Origin of the sequence: Neorhizobium huautlense, assembly GCF_030811685.1 — a bacterium.
GTDB lineage: Bacteria > Pseudomonadota > Alphaproteobacteria > Rhizobiales > Rhizobiaceae > Neorhizobium > Neorhizobium huautlense_A.
Window position 1 is genome coordinate 83,563 of record NZ_JAUSRF010000007.1, and the last position, 17,672, is coordinate 101,234.

A 17,672-nucleotide genomic window follows, 5' to 3' on the forward strand; every position below is an offset into this window, starting at 1 on the left:
TCAACGGGTCAGAACGAGGCCGGCATCGCGCGACCAGTGAACCCAGACACGATCGCCGAAGGTGAGCGGGCGATCCACCAGACGCTGGATATTGGCCTGGGCTGCGCGGATGATGCGGCCGTCATCGAGCTTGACGAGAAACAGCGAAAAATCGCCGAGGTAACCGATATCCCAGACCTCGCCGGCGCCTGCATTGACGGCCGTGTCTGTCGGCGGATCGATGCCGAGCCGCACCTTTTCCGGGCGGATGGCGAAGGCGACGCGGTCTCCCGCCGATGCCGGGCATTCCTGATCGACGACGACCTTCAGGCCATCACAATCCAGCATCACGCCACCGCTCGCCGCACCGCTGTTGGAAACAACTGCGCCTTCGATGATGTTGATGTCGCCGATGAAGTCCGCCACGTAACGACTGTTCGGTGCCTCATAGATTTCCGCCGGTGTCGCCACCTGCATGATGACGCCCTTGTCCATCACGGCGATACGGTCGGAGACGGTCATCGCCTCTTCCTGATCATGGGTGACGATGAGGAAGGTAAGACCCAGCGTGTGCTGCAGGTCGGTCAGTTCGAACTGGGTTTCCTCGCGCAGCTTCTTGTCGAGCGCGCCGAGCGGTTCATCGAGCAGCAGCACTTTTGGCCGTTTGGCAAGCGACCGGGCAAGCGCCACGCGCTGGCGCTGGCCGCCGGAGAGCTGCGACGGCTTGCGTTTGGCGAACTGTTCGAGCTTCACCAGTTTCAGCATCTCTTCGACGCGGGCGGCGATATCGGCCTTGGGAAGATTGTCCTGTTCCAGACCGAAGGCGATGTTCTTTTCAACCGTCATGTGCGGGAAAAGCGCGTAGGACTGGAACATCATGTTTGTCGGGCGGCGATAGGGCGGCACGCCTGCCAAATCCTTGCCCTGCAGCAGGATGCGGCCTTCGGTCGGTTCCTCGAAACCGGCGAGCATGCGCATCAGCGTGGTCTTGCCGCAGCCGGACGGGCCCAAGAGCGCAAAAAACTCGCGCTCGTAAATATCCAGCGTCAGATTGTCGACGGCGACAAAATTGCCGAACCGCTTGGTGATGTTTTCGAAACGGATGAAGGGCACCGATGTCGGATCGGTCCAGGGAGAAAATTTGCGCTTAACCGGCCCGAGAGATTTCGCCATGCCTGTCCCCATCCATCGTGATTTTTGCGGCACGCGCCGGTGCCCGATTTGGCAATATTGGAGGAGCGGGCCGAGGCCCGCTCCGAGAAGGCATCAGTTGCCGGTCTTGATCTCGGTCCAGACGCGGTTCAGCACGCGCTGTTCACGCGGGCCGTAAGGCGAGATCGCGAACAGTTTTTTCATGACGTCTTCCGGCGGATAGACAGAAGGGTTTTCCAGTACGTCCTTGTCCACGAATTTTTGCGAGGCAAGGTTGCCGTTGGCGTATTGGACATAGTTCGACGACTTGGCGATGACTTCCGGCTTCATCATGAAGTTGATGAATTCATGCGCCTCGGCAACGTTCTTGGCATCGGCCGGAATGGCGAGGTTGTCGAACCAGACGTAAGTGCCTTCCTTGGGGATGACATATTCGACATTGACGCCGTTCTTGGCTTCTTCGGCACGATCCTTGGCCTGAAGAATATCGCCCGACCAGCCGATGGTGATGCAGGTATCGCCATTGGCCAGTTCATCGATATAGGCGGACGCATTGAAGGTGCGCACCGAGGGGCGGATCGCCTTGTAGACATCGCCACCGGCCTGAAGATCGGCGGTTTCCTTGCTGTCCGGGTCCTTGCCGATATAGTTCATGGCAATGGCAAAGGTCTCGTCGGATGCATCAAGGATGTTGATGCCGCAGGATTTCAGCTTTGCAGCGTTTTCCGGCTTGAACAGGATATCCCAGCTATCAACCGGCACATCGCCGAGAGCCGCCTTCACCTTGTCGACATTATAACCGATGCCGGTGGTGCCCCACATGTAATTGACGGCATATTCGTTGCCGGGATCGTACTTGGCGAGACGCTCGGAAACTTCCGGCCACATGTTGGACATGTTCGGCAGCTTGGTCTTGTCGAGCTTCTGGAACACGCCGGCCTGGATCTGGCGGGCAAGGAACGGACCGGTGGGTGCCACGACGTCGTAACCCGAACCGCCGGCAAGCAGTTTTGTCTCGACCACATCGTTGTTGTCGAACACGTCGTAGACGACCTTGATGCCGGTTTCCTTGGTGAATTCTTCCAGAACCGATTCATCGATATAATCGGACCAGTTGTAGACATGGACCGTGCGCTCCTGCGCGAAGGCGACGGTGGCCATCAGCGTCGTGGCGGCAGCGGCGGTCAGAAGACGAAGCAGATGCGGTCTCATGAGTTCTCCTGTTTTATGAAGGTCGGCCGTTCAGCGTGCCAAACCTTGTTTCCCTCTTTATGCGTTTGTTTTGTGCAAGAGTATGAAGGAACAACGCTACCCACAAGCAAAAAGCTGCGTTGCAGCAAAGACTTCCATCTTCGTTACCTGAAATCGAAAGCGCTGAGGCCGCTCGCCATCTCGTCCAGCCCCAAAGGCCGTGTCACCGGCGGCTCGGCACGCGAAAGACAGCCGCGCCTTTCGCACAGACGGCAGGCGGTGCCGGAAAGCACGTTTGCGCCGGGAAGACTTGCCGCCGCGCCATAAACCGTTTCACGCGCCGCCTCGAAATCACAGCCGATCAGGATGGCGGTGCGGCGCACGCGCTCGTTGAAACCGGCCTGCGGGCCTTCCAGCGTGCGACAGACCGTCAGGTAGGCCGCGCCATCCGGCATTTCGACGCGATCGACCAGAATTTGGCCCGGCTGCGCAAAGGCCGCATGCACGCCGAGTTTCGGACAGTGCCCGCCGAACCTGGCATGCGGATAACCTTGCGCACCGGCACGGCGAAGACGGTTACCGGCATTGTCTATCTCGAAGAAGAAAAACGGCAGACCGGACGCGCCGGGCCTTGCCAAAGTCGCCAACCGGTTCGCCGCCTGTTCGAAGGAGACATCGAAACGCGACCGCAGAACATCGATATCGTAACGGGCGCGCTGGGCGGCAGACAGGAAGGCGCCATAGGGCATCATCAGTGCATGGGCGGCATACCGCGCCAGTTCGAACCGGGCGATGCGTTTGGCCTCGCCGCTCGACAGGGACAGGTCTTCCAGCTCAGCGGCAATCGCCTCCCCCAAAGCCAAAAGCGACACCTCCATGGCGATTTCGCGCAGGCGATCGCTGGCGGACAGGCGCTCGGACAAGAACAGCCGCAACGAATGGCGGTCATATCGGCGCTTCAGATCCGGCATGACATGCACAGGCAGGGATCGCACGACGATGCCGTGACGGGTTTTCAGCCAGTCGCGCAAGGCAGCGGCCAGATCGTCACCGGGGGCAAGGTCTGCAACAAAGGCTTCAGCGGCATCCTCTATGCGGGCAAAAAAGTTGGGGCGATGCTCCAGCCGGTCCCTCACCTCATCGGCGGGCAGGCGCGCGGCGGCCATGCCGGTCTCGTGACCTTCACGTGCCAACAGTTCGGCGAGATCGGACAAACGTGCGGCCTGCTCGCGATAGGCCCGATAGAGTTTCAAAATTCCGCCGGCGGTGTTGGGTGCGGCATCCGCCATTTCCACCAATTCCTGATCGCCCGGCAATTCGCCCGACAGGAGCGGATCGCGAAACACGTTTCGCAATTCACCGACCAAAACGCCGTCATCGCTTTGCAGCGCCTCCAAATCTATCCTGTAGGTGGAAGCGAGCCGCAGAAGCAGTTGCACGGTAAGCGGCCGCTGGTTGCGTTCGATGAGATTGAGATAGGATGGAGATATCTCCAGCCCTTCCGCCATCGCCGCCTGCGTCAATTCCAGCCCCAGCCGGATGCGCCGGACTTTTGGTCCGGCAAAGATCTTTCGTTCCGCCATTCGCTCTCCTCCCAAAGAAGCAACCAGCACAACATTTACAAATGTTGACAAAACCACGTTCGACTTTGTCAAGAACAGTACATCTCGACCCTTTTACTGCCGAAACACTGCGGATTTGATTAGATACAATTCCGTACCTTCTGTAAATTCCTTGACATCGGACACGTTACCGAAGCCCAAGGGAGTGAGGCATGACTGATTTTTACAACATCGTTCCAACCGCACCTGCCGGCCGTTACGACGGCATCGAGCGCCCCTATTCCGGCGAGGATGTGAAGCGGCTGCGCGGTTCGGTGACGATCCGTCATTCGCTGGCGGAGGTGGGCGCAAACCGGCTCTGGTCGCTTCTGCACGCGGAAGATTTCGTCAATTCGCTGGGCGCGATGACCGGCAATCAGGCCATGCAGCAGGTGCGCGCCGGACTGAAGGCGATCTATCTCTCCGGCTGGCAGGTGGCGGCGGACAGCAATACCGCCTCTTCCATGTATCCCGACCAGTCGCTTTATCCGGCCAATGCCGCCCCTGAACTGGCGCGGCGTATCAACCGTACACTTCAACGCGCCGACCAGATCGAGACGGCGGAGGGCAAGGGTCTTTCGGTCGACACATGGTTCGCGCCGATTGTTGCCGATGCGGAGGCCGGTTTCGGCGGTTCGCTCAATGCGTTCGAGATCATGAAAGCCTTTATCGAGGCGGGCGTTGCCGGCGTGCATTACGAGGACCAGCTGGCATCGGAAAAGAAATGCGGCCATCTGGGCGGCAAGGTTCTGATCCCGACGGCAGCGCATATCCGCAACCTTACGGCCGCACGGCTTGCCGCCGACGTCATGGGCACGCCGACGCTGGTGATTGCCCGCACCGATGCGGAGGCGGCCAAGCTTTTGACCTCAGACATAGACGAGCGCGACCAGCCGTTTGTCGATTACGATGCAGGCCGCACCGTCGAGGGATTTTACCGGGTGCGCAATGGACTTGAGCCGTGCATCGCGCGCGCCGTGGCCTATGCGCCCTATTGCGATCTGATCTGGTGCGAGACCTCCAAGCCGGATCTGGAACAGGCGCGCAAATTCGCCGAGGGCGTGCACAAGGCGCATCCCGGAAAAATGTTGGCCTATAATTGCTCGCCGTCGTTCAACTGGAAAAAGAATCTTGACGACGCGACGATCGCCAAATTCCAGCGAGAACTGGGGGCAATGGGCTACAAGTTCCAGTTCATCACGCTGGCCGGTTTCCACCAGCTGAACTTTGGCATGTTCGAACTGGCACGCGGTTACCGAGACCGGCAGATGGCCGCCTATTCGGAACTGCAGGAAGCGGAATGCTCCGCCGAGATCCACGGTTATACCGCCACCAAACACCAGCGCGAGGTCGGCACCGGCTATTTCGATGCCGTGTCGGTGGCGATCAGTGGCGGGCAGTCTTCTACGACGGCCATGGGCGAGTCGACGGAGCATGCGCAGTTTCGGCCGGCGGCGGAGTAGTGAGTAGCGAGTAGCGAGTAGCGAGTAGCGAGTAGCGAGTAGCGAAGAAGACCCCTCCCCACCCTCCCCACAAGGGGGAGGGCTTAACCCAGCCGATCCGCCGAAGCCCAATTGAGGCAAGAGGTTGCAGCAAACGTTCTCCCCCCTTGTGGGGGAGATGGCGGCAGCCAGAGGGGGACTTGGCCACACGACGACCTGTCTCATCAAGAATCACAGAGAGGAGAAACATCATGAACATGCACAACCCGATCCCCCAGACAACGCCGATCCAAACCCACGTCAAGGAACGCGCCGAGGAACAGGCCTCCGCCATGAGTTTCGAGCAGCAGGCGGCGATCCGGTCGCTCGCCAATGATCTGCACCGGCTGAACCATTCCGTCATGAAGGCGGTCGAGGCGGGCGTTTCGGTCGAACTGATCCGCTCCGCCCGCCATCACGGTGGTGATGGGCAATGGGGCGATCTGCTGATCCCGGTCGTCGTTGCCCGTAACAACTGACCGGGCGAGCAGAGCGGATGCCAGTAACAACGGGTTGGCCAGCTCCCATCACGGCAGCCAACTCAGGCAGGACTGTGCCCTTCCTCTGCGTCATCCCGGCCTTGCGCCGGGATCCAGCAGACGCGCGTCCGCGCGTCGAGAGAGTTCTTCCAGCCCAAGGACTTGGGCTGGCTAGATCCCGGCGCAAGGCCGGGATGACGCAGGAGTGGAGTCGGTCCTCATCAAATCAACACCGACGTCGGTGCTGATCAAAAACCAAAGGCCGGGCATATCCCCAGCCCGGCCTTTGATCGATTTGCAATTGGCAGTGTTATCAGGCGGCGTAGCGCTTGTGGCCGGCGCCGTGTTCGGCCTCGATGCGGAACTGCTGCACCAGCATCATCAGCTGATTGGCTTCTTCCGCCAGCGTGCGGCTGGCTTCGCTGGTTTCTTCCACCATCGCGCCGTTCTGCTGGGTCATCTGGTCCATGCGGTTGACCGACTGGTTGATATCCTGCAGGGCGGCCGACTGGTCGCGGGCAGCGGTGGCGATGGTTTCCACGTGCTTGCTGATGCCGGTGATCTGCTGGCTGATCGAGGCGAGAACCTGACCCGTCTGCTGCACCAGACCGGCGCCATTGCTGACTTCGTTGCTGGACTGGTTGATCAAAGTCTTGATCTCGCGGGCGGCATCGGCCGAGCGCTGGGCAAGTTCGCGGACTTCCTGGGCAACGACGGCGAAACCCTTGCCGGCTTCACCGGCGCGTGCGGCTTCGATACCGGCGTTGAGCGCCAGAAGGTTGGTCTGGAAGGCAATGTCGTCGATGACCTCGATGATCTGTTCGATCTTCTTGGACGCTTCCTCGATACGGTCCATGGCTTCAACGGCATTGTTGACGACGGTACCGGAATTATCGGCGCTCTGCTTGGTCTTGCCGACGGCATCGTTGGCTTCACGGGCACGCTCGGCGGAAGAACGCACGGTGGCAGTGATTTCCTCGACGGCGGCGGCAGTTTCTTCCAGCGACGCAGCCTGGCTTTCCGTGCGCTTGGCAAGATCGGCCGAAGACTGGCTGAGTTCACCACTGTTGCGCTGGATGGCGAGCGTGCTTTCACGGATGCGCGACAGCGTATCACGCAGGCGCTCGATAGAGCCGTTGAAATCGACGCGGAGCTGTTCGAGACGGCCGGTAAAGGCGCGGTCGATCTTGACCGAGAGATCACCCTGCGACAGGCGGGCGAGAGCGGCGCCAAGCTCGGTGACGGCAAGACTGATCTGGCTGTCGACTTCCTGCTTTTCGGCATCGTTGCGACGGCGATCGGCATCGGCGGCAGCGCGGTCGTCGGCGCTGCGGGCTTCGATCAGCAGTTTCTGGCGGGCGTTATCGCGGAACACTTCCAGCGCGCGGGCAATGTTGCCGAACTCGTTGCGGCGGTCGAGATAAGGCACGTCTGTATCGGTGCCTTCCGCCATGGTGCGGATCGTGCCGGTGAGCACGCTGAGCGGCTTGACGAGATGACGAATGGCGATGAAGCCGATCAGGCCCATGGCGATAAGGGCGAGAAGGCTGGTCACGGCCATCTGGGTAACGGCAGTGGAGAGCTGCGCGAAATAGACTTCCATCGGAATGCCGATGAACAAGACGCCGGTCACGGCATTGGCCTTGTCCTTGATCGGGTAATAACCGGTCATGAAATCACGGCCGAAAAGGGCTGCCTGGCCGAAATAGGGCTGGCCGGCGGCAAGTGTCGTCTGAGCCGGATGATCGGCGGCAAGCTTGGTGCCAACGGCGCGTTCACCCTTTTCCGTCTTCACATTGGTGGAGACGCGGACATAATCGCTGCCGATCTTGTTGAAGACGGTGGCGACGCCGCCGATGGATTCGGCAGTGCGGTCAACCAGCGAATGGCTCTTGAACTCGATAGGGCCGGCGCTGGTGATGCCGGTAACCTCACCATCCCTGACGGCCATATCGGCACCTTCCGCCTCGACCTCATAAAGAACGCCCATGGCGCGCACGGCGCTGTGCGCATCTTCCACGGCATTGCCCATGATGTCCGAACGCAGGTTCAGATAGGTCATACCCGAGAGAGCAGAAATCGATACGAAGACAAGGAAAAGACAAAGGCTGACAATCCGTGCGACCACGGATGACGGCAGAAAGTTTAACATACGGCGACCCCCAAATGCGAAATACCAGTAGTAATTTGGGGGTAATTTAATCGAAATGCGTAAAAACTTACTGAATCTGCGTTTTGCCATTAAGGCGGCAGCAATCTAAATGGGAACAATCCCAAATTTGGTTCAGTGTATCTCCAGACAAGCTCAATTAGAGTGTCGATATATCTAAAATAACATAACGCCTATATTCAATATACATCACAACAGATAGGAGATAGTCAGCAACGCAACAATTGCGCTCACAGTAATGACGCCCAAACGCAGAGCGATATCTGCGGCGGCTTCAGTCTTTGCGATGGCGATGGCACGAGCACGACGACGGTTCTGCATCAAGATGGTCCCGACTGGAGAGATTTCGACCGCCGCCTTTGGCGACGACCAGCGCTTAACAACAGATAAGAATCCACGACTGTGCGCGCATTAAGGCAGGATGTCGCAGGCTTATTAAAAAGTGCTAAAAGATATCCGCAGCATCAGAACTGTTGCGACAGCGCCTCGCCGCAGGCATGGCCCGATGCCCAGGCCCATTGGAAATTGTAACCGCCGAGCCAGCCGGTGACATCGACGCATTCACCGATGAAATAAAGGCCGGGCACGTTTTTGGCCTGCATGGTTTTGGAATCGATCTCAGACGTATCGATGCCGCCGATGGTGACTTCCGCCGTGCGATACCCTTCCGAACCGGCCGGCACGATGGTCCAGTCTTGCGCGGATGCGGCCAAAGCTTCCAGCTTGCGATCGCCCTGATCGGCCATCTGCCCGGTCATCCCGGCATTTTCGGTCAAAAACTGTGCCAGACGTTTCGGCAGGATTTCGCCCAGCACCGTCTGCGCCGCCTGTTTGCCATTGGCCTTTCGCCCGTCCTTCAGGCGCGCGGCAATGTCGATATCCGGCTCGATCTGCAGTTTGATCGCATCCCCTTCCCGCCAGTAGGACGAGATCTGCAGGATGGCGGGACCGCTAATGCCGCGATGGGTGAAAAGCAAAGCTTCACGAAACGACGTCTTGCCGTGTTTCACTTCGGCATCGACGGCAATGCCGGAGAGCGGCGACAGCTTTTCGAGAAGCGTCGGATCAAGCGTCAGCGGCACGAGGCCGGGACGGGTGTCGGTAACCTTGAGGCCGAATTCGGCGGCGATGCGATAGGCAAAACCCGTCGCGCCCATTTTCGGGATCGACTTGCCACCGGTGGCGATAACGACGCTGCCGGCTTCGACCATGCCGCTCGAGGTCGTGATGCGAAAACCGTCGGGCGCTTTTTCGACGGCGGAAATTTCTGTCTTCAGCTCCAGCGTTGCGCCGACTGCCCGCATCTCGTCGAGCAGCATGTGGATGATGTCCTTGGCGCTGTCATCGCAGAACAATTGACCGAGGGTCTTTTCATGCCACGCGATGCGATGCTTTTCGACAAGATCGAGAAAATCGCGCGGCGTATAACGCGCCAGCGCCGACTTGGCGAAATGCGGATTGGCCGACAGATAGTTTTTCGGGCCCGCATGGATATTGGTGAAGTTGCAGCGGCCGCCGCCGGAAATGCGGATCTTTTCGGCCGGGTTCTTGGCGTGATCGAGCACGAGAACACGTTTGCCGCCTTGGCCTGCGCGGATCGCACACATCAGCCCGGCCGCACCGGCACCAAGGATCACCACGTCAAATCTGCGGGCCAAAACAAAAACTCCTGAAACGAGCGGCGTTTCTGTTGTGATAAGGCGTTGATGTCAATGCCGACAAAGAGATCAAACATTCAGAACCTGCCTATCGCCAATTGCCACAAGGTGACTATTATAAGGTTCCCGACCAACGCTTCCGGTGAGCCATGCCGCCCAAGAAAAAGCCGACGCCTTCAGCCCCCAAGCCCAAAATCCCGGCCGCCGTTCTGGACAGCCGACGCGGGGTAAAATCCTGGCAGGAAGCCGCCGCATGGCTGAAAGTGCGCGGCATCGAGGATGTCGAATGCATCACGCCGGACCTTGCCGGCGTGCCGCGCGGCAAGATGATGCCTGCGTCGAAATTCACCAGCAACACCTCGCTGGCTTTGCCATCGGCGCTCTATCGCCACACGATTTCCGGCGAATACCCGGACGAGACCGGCAATTTCCGTTATGACAGCCGCGATAGCGACATCAAGCTCGTGCCGGATCTTTCGACACTCTCCGTCGTGCCGTGGGAAAGCGATCCGACCGCTCAGGTGATCTGCGATATCGTCGGCGCCGACGGCAAGAACGTGCCCTATACGCCGCGCAACGTCTTGAAGCATGTCGTCAAACTCTATTCGGATCGCGGCTGGAAACCGGTCGTCGCCCCGGAAATCGAGTTCTATCTCGTCGCCGTCAATGAAGACCCGGATTACCCGCTGCATCCGCCAAAGGGCCGCTCGGGCCGTTCGATTTCCGGCGGCCAGAGCTATTCCATCGCCGGCATCAACGAATTCGACGAGTTGATCGACGACATCTACCATTTCTCCGAAAAGCAGGGTCTGGAGATCGACACGCTGATCCATGAAGAAGGTCCGGCGCAGCTGGAAATCAACCTTCGCCATGGCGACCCGATCCAGCTGGCCGATCAGGTATTTCTGTTCAAGCGCACCATTCGCGAGGCAGCGCTGAAACACGGCATCTATGCCACGTTCATGGCCAAGCCGATGCAGGGCCAGCCGGGATCTGCCATGCACGTCCACCAGTCGGTGGTCGATATCAATACCGGCAAGAATGTCTTCTCCAACGACGACGGCTCGCCATCGAAGGAGTTCTTCCACTTCATCGGCGGCATGCAGAAATTCGTGCCGAGTTCGCTGGTCATGCTGGCGCCTTACGTGAATTCCTATCGCCGCCTGACGCCCGACATGGCCTGCCCGGTCAACAATGCCTGGGGTTACGACAACCGCACCACCGCTTTCCGCGTACCGGTTTCCGATCCTTCGGCGCGGCGTGTCGAAAACCGGTTGCCGAGTTCGGATGCCAATCCCTATCTGGCGCTGGCCGCCTCCCTCGGTTGCGGCCTCTTGGGCATAACAAAAGAAATCCAGCCGACCGAACCGACATCCGACACCGCCAATGAAGGTTCGATCGAACTGCCGCGCGGGCTTCTGGAAGCGCTGGCGCTGCTGGAGGGCGAACCAGCTTTTGAAGAAGTTTATGGCTCCGAGTTCATCAATATCTATGCCGGGGTGAAACGCGGCGAATTTGAAACATTCATGCAGGTCATCAGTCCCTGGGAGCGTGAATTCCTGTTGCTGAACGTTTGAAGGAGACGGCATGACCGCATGGCAGAGCCCGATCGCACCCGGCATTTCCTGGTATCAGGCGTCTGTCGGCGAGCGCCCCACCTACCCGGCGCTCGATGGCTCCAGGACCACCGACGTCGCCATTATCGGCGGCGGTTATACCGGGTTGCAAGCGGCCTATTGCCTGGCATCGGCGGGCGTATCGGTGACGCTGATCGAGGCCTGCCATTTCGGCGACGGCGCATCCGGCCGCAATGGCGGCCAGCTCGGCACCGGTCAGCGCTGGTGGCCGGAAGATCAGGAAGAGGTGCTCGGGCTGGAAAGGTCGCGCGCCCTGTTCGACATGGCCGAACATGCCAAACGGTACCTGCTCGATTTTGCCGACAAGCACGGCATCGACATGGAATATGTACAGGGCCACATGTGCGTGGCGCACAAGCCGGGGCATGACAAGGAATACCGCGCCAACGCCGAGATTGCGGCGACGCGTTACGACTACCCCTACATCTCCTACATGGACAAGGCCGAGACCGCCGAGCGGCTGGGCTCCAGCCATTATCATTGCGGCATCTATGATGGCGGCACCGGCCATATCCATCCGCTTAAACTGCTGATTGGCCTTGCCCGCACGGCAGCGGCAGCGGGTGCTGCGATCCACGAAAACACGCCGGCGAAATCGATCTCGCAATCGGGTGGCAAGACGCTGATCGAAACGCCAACGGGCACGATTACCGCCAATCGCGTTCTGATCGCCACCAATGCCTATATCGAAAATCTGGAACCGGTGACGGCGGCGCATGTGATGCCGATCCGCTCCTTCATCGGCGCGACCGAGCCGCTGGATGACCACCCGACCATTCTTTCCGGCAATGAATCGGTCGCCGATTCGCGCTTCGTGGTGCGGTATTTCCGAAAATCGAAGGATGGGCGGCTGCTGTTCGGCGGACGCGAAGCCTATACGGCCGATAGCCCGCGCGACATTTCCAGCCATATCCGCCGGCAGATCGCCGAAATCTATCCTGATCTAAACGAGATAGAGATCACCCATTCCTGGGGTGGTTCGGTGGGCATCACCCTCACCCGCCAGCCTTTTGTGAAGGAAGTGATGCCCGGTGTGATGTCGGTGGGCGGTTATTCCGGCCACGGTGTCATGCTGTCAAATTATTGTGGTAAGCTTTATGCAGATATGACACTCGGCAAGACGACGGAGCTTTCCTATCTTGCCGATCTGGACGTTCCGGCTTTTCCGGGGGGCTCCCGCCTGCGGGCTCCGCTCCTTTTCCTCGCCCTGACCTGGTATGCGCTGCGCGACCGGTTCTGAGGCAAAAGATCACAGCCACCCGTTTTCGGGCTGGCGCTTTTAAATCGATTAGATTATGACCCCTATCAACAACGCGACTTCGAGAGAATTAGGTATGAGCAGCCAGATCATCCCAGTTGAGCCCTTCGATTGCATCGTCTTCGGCGGCAGCGGCGACCTTGCGGAGCGAAAGCTTCTTCCGGCACTCTATCACCGCCAGATCGAGGGTCAGTTCACCGAACCGACGCGCATCATTGGCGCTTCGCGCAGCGCGCTTTCCCACGAAGATTACCGCAAGTTCGCCAAGGATGCCCTGAAAGAGCATTTGAAAAAGGGCGAATATGACGAGGCGGAAGTCAAGAAATTCTGCGAGCGCCTGTTCTACGTATCCGTCGATGCCAAGTCCGATCAGGGCTGGGACGTGCTGAAAAAGCTGCTGGACGAAGGCAAGGATCGCATCCGCGCATTCTATCTCGCCGTGGCACCGGGCATTTTTGGCGCGATCTCCGAAAAGATCCGCGACCACAAGCTGATCACGCCAAAGACCCGCATCGTCGTCGAAAAGCCGATCGGCCGTGACCTCGCATCGGCGCTGGTGCTGAACGACACGATCGGCAAGGTCTTCAAGGAAGAACAGATCTACCGTATCGACCATTATCTGGGCAAGGAAACCGTCCAGAACCTGATGGCGCTGCGTTTTGCCAACGCGCTTTATGAGCCGCTGTGGAACGCCAACTATATCGACCACGTGCAGATCACCGTTGCCGAGGCTGTCGGCCTCGAAGGCCGCGCCGGTTATTACGACACGGCCGGCGCGCTGCGCGACATGGTGCAGAACCACATCATGCAGCTGCTTTGCCTTGTTGCCATGGAAACCCCGTCCTCGATGAATTCCGAGGCTGTGCGCGACGAAAAGCTGAAAGTTCTGCGCGCGCTGAAGCCGATCACGGCTGAAAACGTCGAGCAGATGACGGTGCGCGGCCAGTACCGTGCCGGCGCTTCCGCAGGCGGCCCGGTCAAGGGTTATCTGGAAGAGCTGGAAGGCGGCGTTTCCAACACGGAAACCTTTGTCGCCATCAAGGCCGAGATCGGCAACTGGCGCTGGGCCGGCGTTCCCTTCTACATCCGTACGGGCAAGCGCCTGACGGAGCGCATGTCGGAAATCGTGATCACCTTCAAGCCGGTTCCGCACAACATCTTTGACACCGCGGCGGGCCGTATTTCGGCCAACCAGCTGATCATCCGCCTGCAGCCGGATGAAGGCGTCAAACAGTCGCTGATGATCAAGGATCCGGGTCCGGGCGGCATGCGTCTGCGCAATGTTTCGCTCGACATGAGCTTTGCCGAAGCCTTCAACGTTCGCTCGCCGGATGCTTACGAGCGCCTGTTGATGGATACGATCCGCGCCAACCAGACGCTGTTCATGCGCCGCGACGAAGTGGAAGCCGCATGGCAATGGTGCGATCCGATCCTGAAAGGCTGGGAAGAGACCGGACAGCCGGCGCAGGGTTACACCGCCGGCACCTGGGGCCCGAGCCAGGCTATCGCGCTGATCGAGCGTGACGGCCGCACATGGCACGAGGGCTGAGGCATGGCCGGTAAACTGCACGAATTTCCCGATCCCGAAACGCTGGCACACGAACTTGCCATCGATGTTGCGGCCCAGCTGACGGCGGCGATTGCCGTTCGCGGCGCGGCATCGATCGCCGTTTCCGGCGGTTCGACGCCAAAGCGGTTTTTCGAGGCGCTGTCGGAACAGGATATCAACTGGGCGAAGGTGACGATCACGCTGGTGGACGAACGTTTCGTATCCGCCGACGACGAGCGTTCCAACCATCGTCTGGTGGCGACGCATCTTCTCAAAGGCAATGCGGAGGCAGCGACATTCGTGCCGCTCTATCAGCCTGCCACGACCGCCGAGGAAGCCGCAAAGATCGCCACCGAAAAAACGGCCGGTTTCGGCAACCCTTTCGATGTCGTCATTCTGGGCATGGGTGGAGACGGGCATACCGCCTCCTTCTTCCCGAAGGGCAACAATCTGGCCAAGGCCATCGACCCGCAAGGTCCGCGTGGCGTTCTGACCATGCAGGCGGAAGGTGCCGGCGAAGAACGCCTCACCTTCTCCTTCACCAGCCTTGCCGATGCGCGCCTGCTGGTGCTGCATATCGAGGGTGATGCCAAGATGATCGTGCTGGAGAAGGCGGAAGATGGCGACGACGAGATGGACATGCCCATCCGCGCCGTTCTGAACCGCGCCGCTTCACCGCTGCAGATCTACTGGGCGCCATAACAGGCGCCCTCCCCGGCGACGCTGGTTTTTAAGACCGCGCGCGCTGGCACATTTTACGACAGAACAATCCCGGTGGCTTCGGCCTCTCCCAAACCGGGATTGACCGAAGGAGGATTGCACATGGCCGCCCATTCCAGCATCGAGGCGATTACGAAGCGTATCGTCGAAAGATCGAAACCGCATCGTGAAGCCTATCTCGATCGATTGAACCGCGCCGTCAAACACGGCCCCCATCGTTCGGTCCTCTCCTGCGGCAACCTTGCGCACGGATTTGCGGTCTGTTCCCCCGCCGAGAAGAGCGCGCTCGCTGGCGACGTCGTTCCGAACCTCGGCATCATCACCTCCTATAACGACATGCTTTCGGCGCATCAGCCGTTCGAAACCTATCCGGCGCTGATCCGCGATGCGGCCCGCGAGGCCGGTGGCGTGGCGCAGGTGGCAGGCGGCGTGCCGGCCATGTGCGATGGCGTGACACAGGGCCAGCCGGGCATGGAACTGTCGCTGTTTTCGCGCGACCTGATCGCCATGTCGGCCGGCATCGGTCTGTCCCACAACATGTTCGACAGTTCCGTCTATCTCGGCGTCTGCGACAAGATCGTGCCCGGCCTCGTCATTGCCGCCCTCTCCTTCGGCCATCTGCCGGCCGTGTTCGTGCCCGCAGGCCCGATGACATCAGGCCTGCCGAACGACGAAAAGTCGCGCATTCGCCAGCTTTATGCGGAAGGCAAGGTCGGCCGCGCAGAACTGCTGGAGTCGGAATCCAAGTCCTACCACGGCCCTGGCACCTGCACATTCTACGGCACCGCCAATTCCAACCAGATGCTGATGGAAATCATGGGCTTTCACATGCCTGGTTCCTCCTTCATCAATCCGGGCACGCCGCTGCGCGACGCACTGACCAAGGAAGCCGCCAAACGGGCGCTGGCGATCACCGCGCTCGGCAACGAATTTACGCCTGCCGGCGAGATGATCGACGAACGCTCTGTCGTCAACGGCGTTGTTGGCCTGCATGCCACGGGCGGTTCGACCAACCACACGATGCACCTTGTGGCCATGGCGCGCGCCGCCGGCATCCACCTGACATGGGCGGATATTTCCGAACTGTCGGACATCGTGCCGCTGCTCACCCGCGTTTACCCGAACGGTCTTGCCGACGTGAACCATTTTGCCGCTGCCGGCGGCATGGGTTTCCTGATCAAGCAACTGCTCGCAGGCGGCCTCGTGCATGACGACGTGCGCACCGTCTTCGGTCAGGGTCTCGAGGCTTACACCATCGAAGCAAAGCTCGGCGACAATGGCGGCGTTGCCCGCGCGCCGATCCCCGAAGTCAGTGGCGATCCGAAAGTGCTCACCACTATCGACAAGCCTTTCCAGGCCAATGGCGGCCTCAAAATGCTGCATGGCAATCTCGGCAAGGCCGTCATCAAGATCTCCGCCGTCAAACCGGAGCGCCATATCATCGAGGCCCCGGCCATCGTCTTCCATACCCAGAAGGAATTGCAGGACGCCTTCAAGCGCGGCGATCTCAACAACCGCGACTTCATCGCCGTCGTGCGTTTCCAGGGCCCGAAGGCCAACGGCATGCCGGAACTGCACCAACTGACACCGCCGCTCGGTGTGCTGCAGGATCGCGGTTTCAAGGTGGCTCTGGTCACCGACGGCCGCATGTCCGGCGCATCCGGCAAGGTGCCGGCAGCGATCCACATCACGCCCGAAGCCAGCGACGGCGGCCCGATCGCCAAGATCAGGGATGGCGATATCGTTCGTCTCGATGCCACGACCGGCACGCTGGAAGTGCTGGTGGATGCGACCGAGTTCGCAGCCCGCCCGGCCGCGACCGCCGATCTGTCGGAAAACGAATTCGGCATGGGCCGCGAACTGTTCGGCGCGTTTCGCCGCAATGTCGGCCATGCCGATCAGGGCGCGAGTGTGTTTGCTTAATGTTGCCGGGGCGGCCAAGCGCCGCCCTCGCAATCCCTTTGCGGACATGCTATCTATAGTGGCATGAGCAAGAAACGCGAAACCACGGAAATGACTGTGACCGACCCCAAGACGGGGAAGGTGCTTGTCGTGCGCGGTGCCGGCTCGATGAAGGATCATCCCTTTAAGCTCGATCCAAGGATCGACCTGACCAAACCGATCTACGAGCAGGTTCTGGCACTCGAGGATGCAGACAGGGAGCGCTGATTGGCTGGTGCATTGCCGGTCTATAGTGGATGAATTTTCCTTGTAAGCTTCAGCGGCAGCCGCATCGAGGCGCCATCCTTACGTCGCCTGAGGAAGTTTCGTGAGCGGTATCAATTATTCACAGGTTCGATACTCACCAGCAATTTGGTTCCAGCAATAACCTGCCTCCAATGCCTGAGCCTCAAGTGAACCCAACTCGTCACAGGCAGTTATCCTATCTTTGCTGGAAAGTTTCTCACCTTCCATGCTCCCGTAAAGACATGCAGACCGTGTGTCATAGACGGCGTCCGATGGCGGCGGCGCTTTTACGGCTTTTACGGAAACGATTGCCTTGATTTTTTCTCCGCTCACATAAGCCTCAATGATGCAAGCATCACCCATTTTGCAACTGGAGAATATCGCGTCTCCGATGGCTGATTTTGTCATGAAAACATAGTCGCCGACGGAAGAGTCAAGACTGCCGACATTCACCACGCCATTAATTGTCTTGATCGTATCAGCAAGAGCATAATTGATAGGCAGCACAGAAACAGCAGCAGCTAGAAGAACTCGAAGCACTCGCATTATTCCCGTCGTTGTTTGACCAAAATTACTCTGGCATTCTGCAAATAGCATCGGCGTCGTCGCC

General features: G+C 59.5%; 15 protein-coding genes. 8 read left to right on the forward strand and 7 right to left on the reverse strand.

Annotated elements, in window-relative coordinates:
• The 3 genes from J2T09_RS12245 to J2T09_RS12255 all read right to left on the reverse strand — a co-directional run bounded on the left by J2T09_RS12245 (position 1) and on the right by J2T09_RS12255 (position 3,905).
• Positions 1-1,152 carry an ABC transporter ATP-binding protein gene (locus tag J2T09_RS12245; protein ID WP_306834723.1) on the reverse strand — a complete coding sequence of 384 codons (1,152 nt, stop codon included), beginning with the start codon at positions 1,150-1,152 and terminating at the stop codon, positions 1-3.
• 93 nt (positions 1,153-1,245) lie between these two features.
• Positions 1,246-2,343, reverse strand: a complete 1,098-nt coding sequence (locus J2T09_RS12250) for a polyamine ABC transporter substrate-binding protein (RefSeq protein ID WP_373458433.1) — start codon at positions 2,341-2,343, stop codon at positions 1,246-1,248.
• Positions 2,344-2,486: 143 nt separating this feature from the next.
• Complete coding sequence (locus J2T09_RS12255; protein WP_306834725.1) at positions 2,487-3,905, reverse strand: helix-turn-helix domain-containing protein; 1,419 nt, start codon at positions 3,903-3,905, stop codon at positions 2,487-2,489.
• 191 nt (positions 3,906-4,096) lie between these two features.
• Here J2T09_RS12255 and aceA point away from each other — a divergent pair, with 191 nt between their 5' ends.
• On the forward strand, positions 4,097-5,386 hold the full coding sequence (aceA, locus tag J2T09_RS12260; RefSeq protein ID WP_306834727.1) for an isocitrate lyase: 1,290 nt from the start codon (positions 4,097-4,099) through the stop codon (positions 5,384-5,386).
• Positions 5,387-5,616: 230 nt separating this feature from the next.
• Positions 5,617-5,883, forward strand: a complete 267-nt coding sequence (locus J2T09_RS12265) for an SMc00767 family acetate metabolism repressor (protein ID WP_373458434.1) — start codon at positions 5,617-5,619, stop codon at positions 5,881-5,883.
• A 313-nt stretch (positions 5,884-6,196) separates the two neighbouring features.
• Here the strand turns inward: J2T09_RS12265 and J2T09_RS12270 are convergent, their stop codons facing one another.
• From J2T09_RS12270 to J2T09_RS12280, 3 genes are all read right to left on the reverse strand, one after another.
• Positions 6,197-8,035, reverse strand: coding sequence for a methyl-accepting chemotaxis protein (locus tag J2T09_RS12270; protein ID WP_306834729.1), 1,839 nt, complete (start codon positions 8,033-8,035; stop codon positions 6,197-6,199).
• Between the two features lie 207 nt (positions 8,036-8,242).
• Positions 8,243-8,374, reverse strand: a complete 132-nt coding sequence (locus J2T09_RS12275) for a hypothetical protein (RefSeq protein ID WP_306834731.1) — start codon at positions 8,372-8,374, stop codon at positions 8,243-8,245.
• A 143-nt stretch (positions 8,375-8,517) separates the two neighbouring features.
• Positions 8,518-9,711 carry an NAD(P)/FAD-dependent oxidoreductase gene (locus J2T09_RS12280; protein WP_306834733.1) on the reverse strand — a complete coding sequence of 398 codons (1,194 nt, stop codon included), beginning with the start codon at positions 9,709-9,711 and terminating at the stop codon, positions 8,518-8,520.
• A gap of 149 nt (positions 9,712-9,860) precedes the next feature.
• Here J2T09_RS12280 and J2T09_RS12285 point away from each other — a divergent pair, with 149 nt between their 5' ends.
• The 6 genes from J2T09_RS12285 (at position 9,861) to J2T09_RS12310 (ending at position 17,044) form a co-directional block, all read left to right on the forward strand.
• Positions 9,861-11,288, forward strand: coding sequence for a glutamine synthetase family protein (locus tag J2T09_RS12285; protein ID WP_306834734.1), 1,428 nt, complete (start codon positions 9,861-9,863; stop codon positions 11,286-11,288).
• 10 nt (positions 11,289-11,298) lie between these two features.
• Positions 11,299-12,588, forward strand: coding sequence for an NAD(P)/FAD-dependent oxidoreductase (locus tag J2T09_RS12290; RefSeq protein WP_306834736.1), 1,290 nt, complete (start codon positions 11,299-11,301; stop codon positions 12,586-12,588).
• 94 nt (positions 12,589-12,682) lie between these two features.
• Positions 12,683-14,155 (forward strand): glucose-6-phosphate dehydrogenase, encoded by a 1,473-nt coding sequence (gene zwf / locus J2T09_RS12295; RefSeq protein ID WP_306834738.1) that lies wholly within the window; start codon positions 12,683-12,685, stop codon positions 14,153-14,155.
• Positions 14,156-14,158: 3 nt separating this feature from the next.
• Entirely contained in the window at positions 14,159-14,857 is a 699-nt protein-coding gene (gene pgl, locus J2T09_RS12300; RefSeq protein ID WP_306834740.1) for a 6-phosphogluconolactonase, read from the forward strand.
• Between the two features lie 120 nt (positions 14,858-14,977).
• A complete protein-coding gene (gene edd, locus J2T09_RS12305) occupies positions 14,978-16,798 on the forward strand; it encodes a phosphogluconate dehydratase (protein WP_306834742.1) in 1,821 nt (606 codons plus the stop codon).
• Between the two features lie 63 nt (positions 16,799-16,861).
• Entirely contained in the window at positions 16,862-17,044 is a 183-nt protein-coding gene (locus tag J2T09_RS12310; protein ID WP_306834744.1) for a hypothetical protein, read from the forward strand.
• 114 nt (positions 17,045-17,158) lie between these two features.
• On the opposite strand, the gene J2T09_RS12315 is transcribed toward J2T09_RS12310, so the two are convergent.
• On the reverse strand, positions 17,159-17,659 hold the full coding sequence (locus tag J2T09_RS12315; RefSeq protein WP_306834746.1) for a hypothetical protein: 501 nt from the start codon (positions 17,657-17,659) through the stop codon (positions 17,159-17,161).
• Positions 17,660-17,672: the final 13 nt, after the last annotated feature.

Bases quoted from the DNA above. Each gene is read 5' to 3' on its own strand.
- J2T09_RS12245 (WP_306834723.1), bottom strand. From the start codon at position 1,152: ATGGCGAAATCTCTCGGGCCGGTTAAGCGCAAATTTTCTCCCTGGACC.
- J2T09_RS12250 (WP_373458433.1), bottom strand. From the start codon at position 2,343: ATGAGACCGCATCTGCTTCGTCTTCTGACCGCCGCTGCCGCCACGACG.
- J2T09_RS12255 (WP_306834725.1), bottom strand. From the start codon at position 3,905: ATGGCGGAACGAAAGATCTTTGCCGGACCAAAAGTCCGGCGCATCCGG.
- aceA (WP_306834727.1), top strand. From the start codon at position 4,097: ATGACTGATTTTTACAACATCGTTCCAACCGCACCTGCCGGCCGTTAC.
- J2T09_RS12265 (WP_373458434.1), top strand. From the start codon at position 5,617: ATGAACATGCACAACCCGATCCCCCAGACAACGCCGATCCAAACCCAC.
- J2T09_RS12270 (WP_306834729.1), bottom strand. From the start codon at position 8,035: ATGTTAAACTTTCTGCCGTCATCCGTGGTCGCACGGATTGTCAGCCTT.
- J2T09_RS12275 (WP_306834731.1), bottom strand. From the start codon at position 8,374: ATGCAGAACCGTCGTCGTGCTCGTGCCATCGCCATCGCAAAGACTGAA.
- J2T09_RS12285 (WP_306834734.1), top strand. From the start codon at position 9,861: ATGCCGCCCAAGAAAAAGCCGACGCCTTCAGCCCCCAAGCCCAAAATC.
- J2T09_RS12290 (WP_306834736.1), top strand. From the start codon at position 11,299: ATGACCGCATGGCAGAGCCCGATCGCACCCGGCATTTCCTGGTATCAG.
- zwf (WP_306834738.1), top strand. From the start codon at position 12,683: ATGAGCAGCCAGATCATCCCAGTTGAGCCCTTCGATTGCATCGTCTTC.
- pgl (WP_306834740.1), top strand. From the start codon at position 14,159: ATGGCCGGTAAACTGCACGAATTTCCCGATCCCGAAACGCTGGCACAC.
- edd (WP_306834742.1), top strand. From the start codon at position 14,978: ATGGCCGCCCATTCCAGCATCGAGGCGATTACGAAGCGTATCGTCGAA.
- J2T09_RS12310 (WP_306834744.1), top strand. From the start codon at position 16,862: ATGAGCAAGAAACGCGAAACCACGGAAATGACTGTGACCGACCCCAAG.
- J2T09_RS12315 (WP_306834746.1), bottom strand. From the start codon at position 17,659: ATGCTATTTGCAGAATGCCAGAGTAATTTTGGTCAAACAACGACGGGA.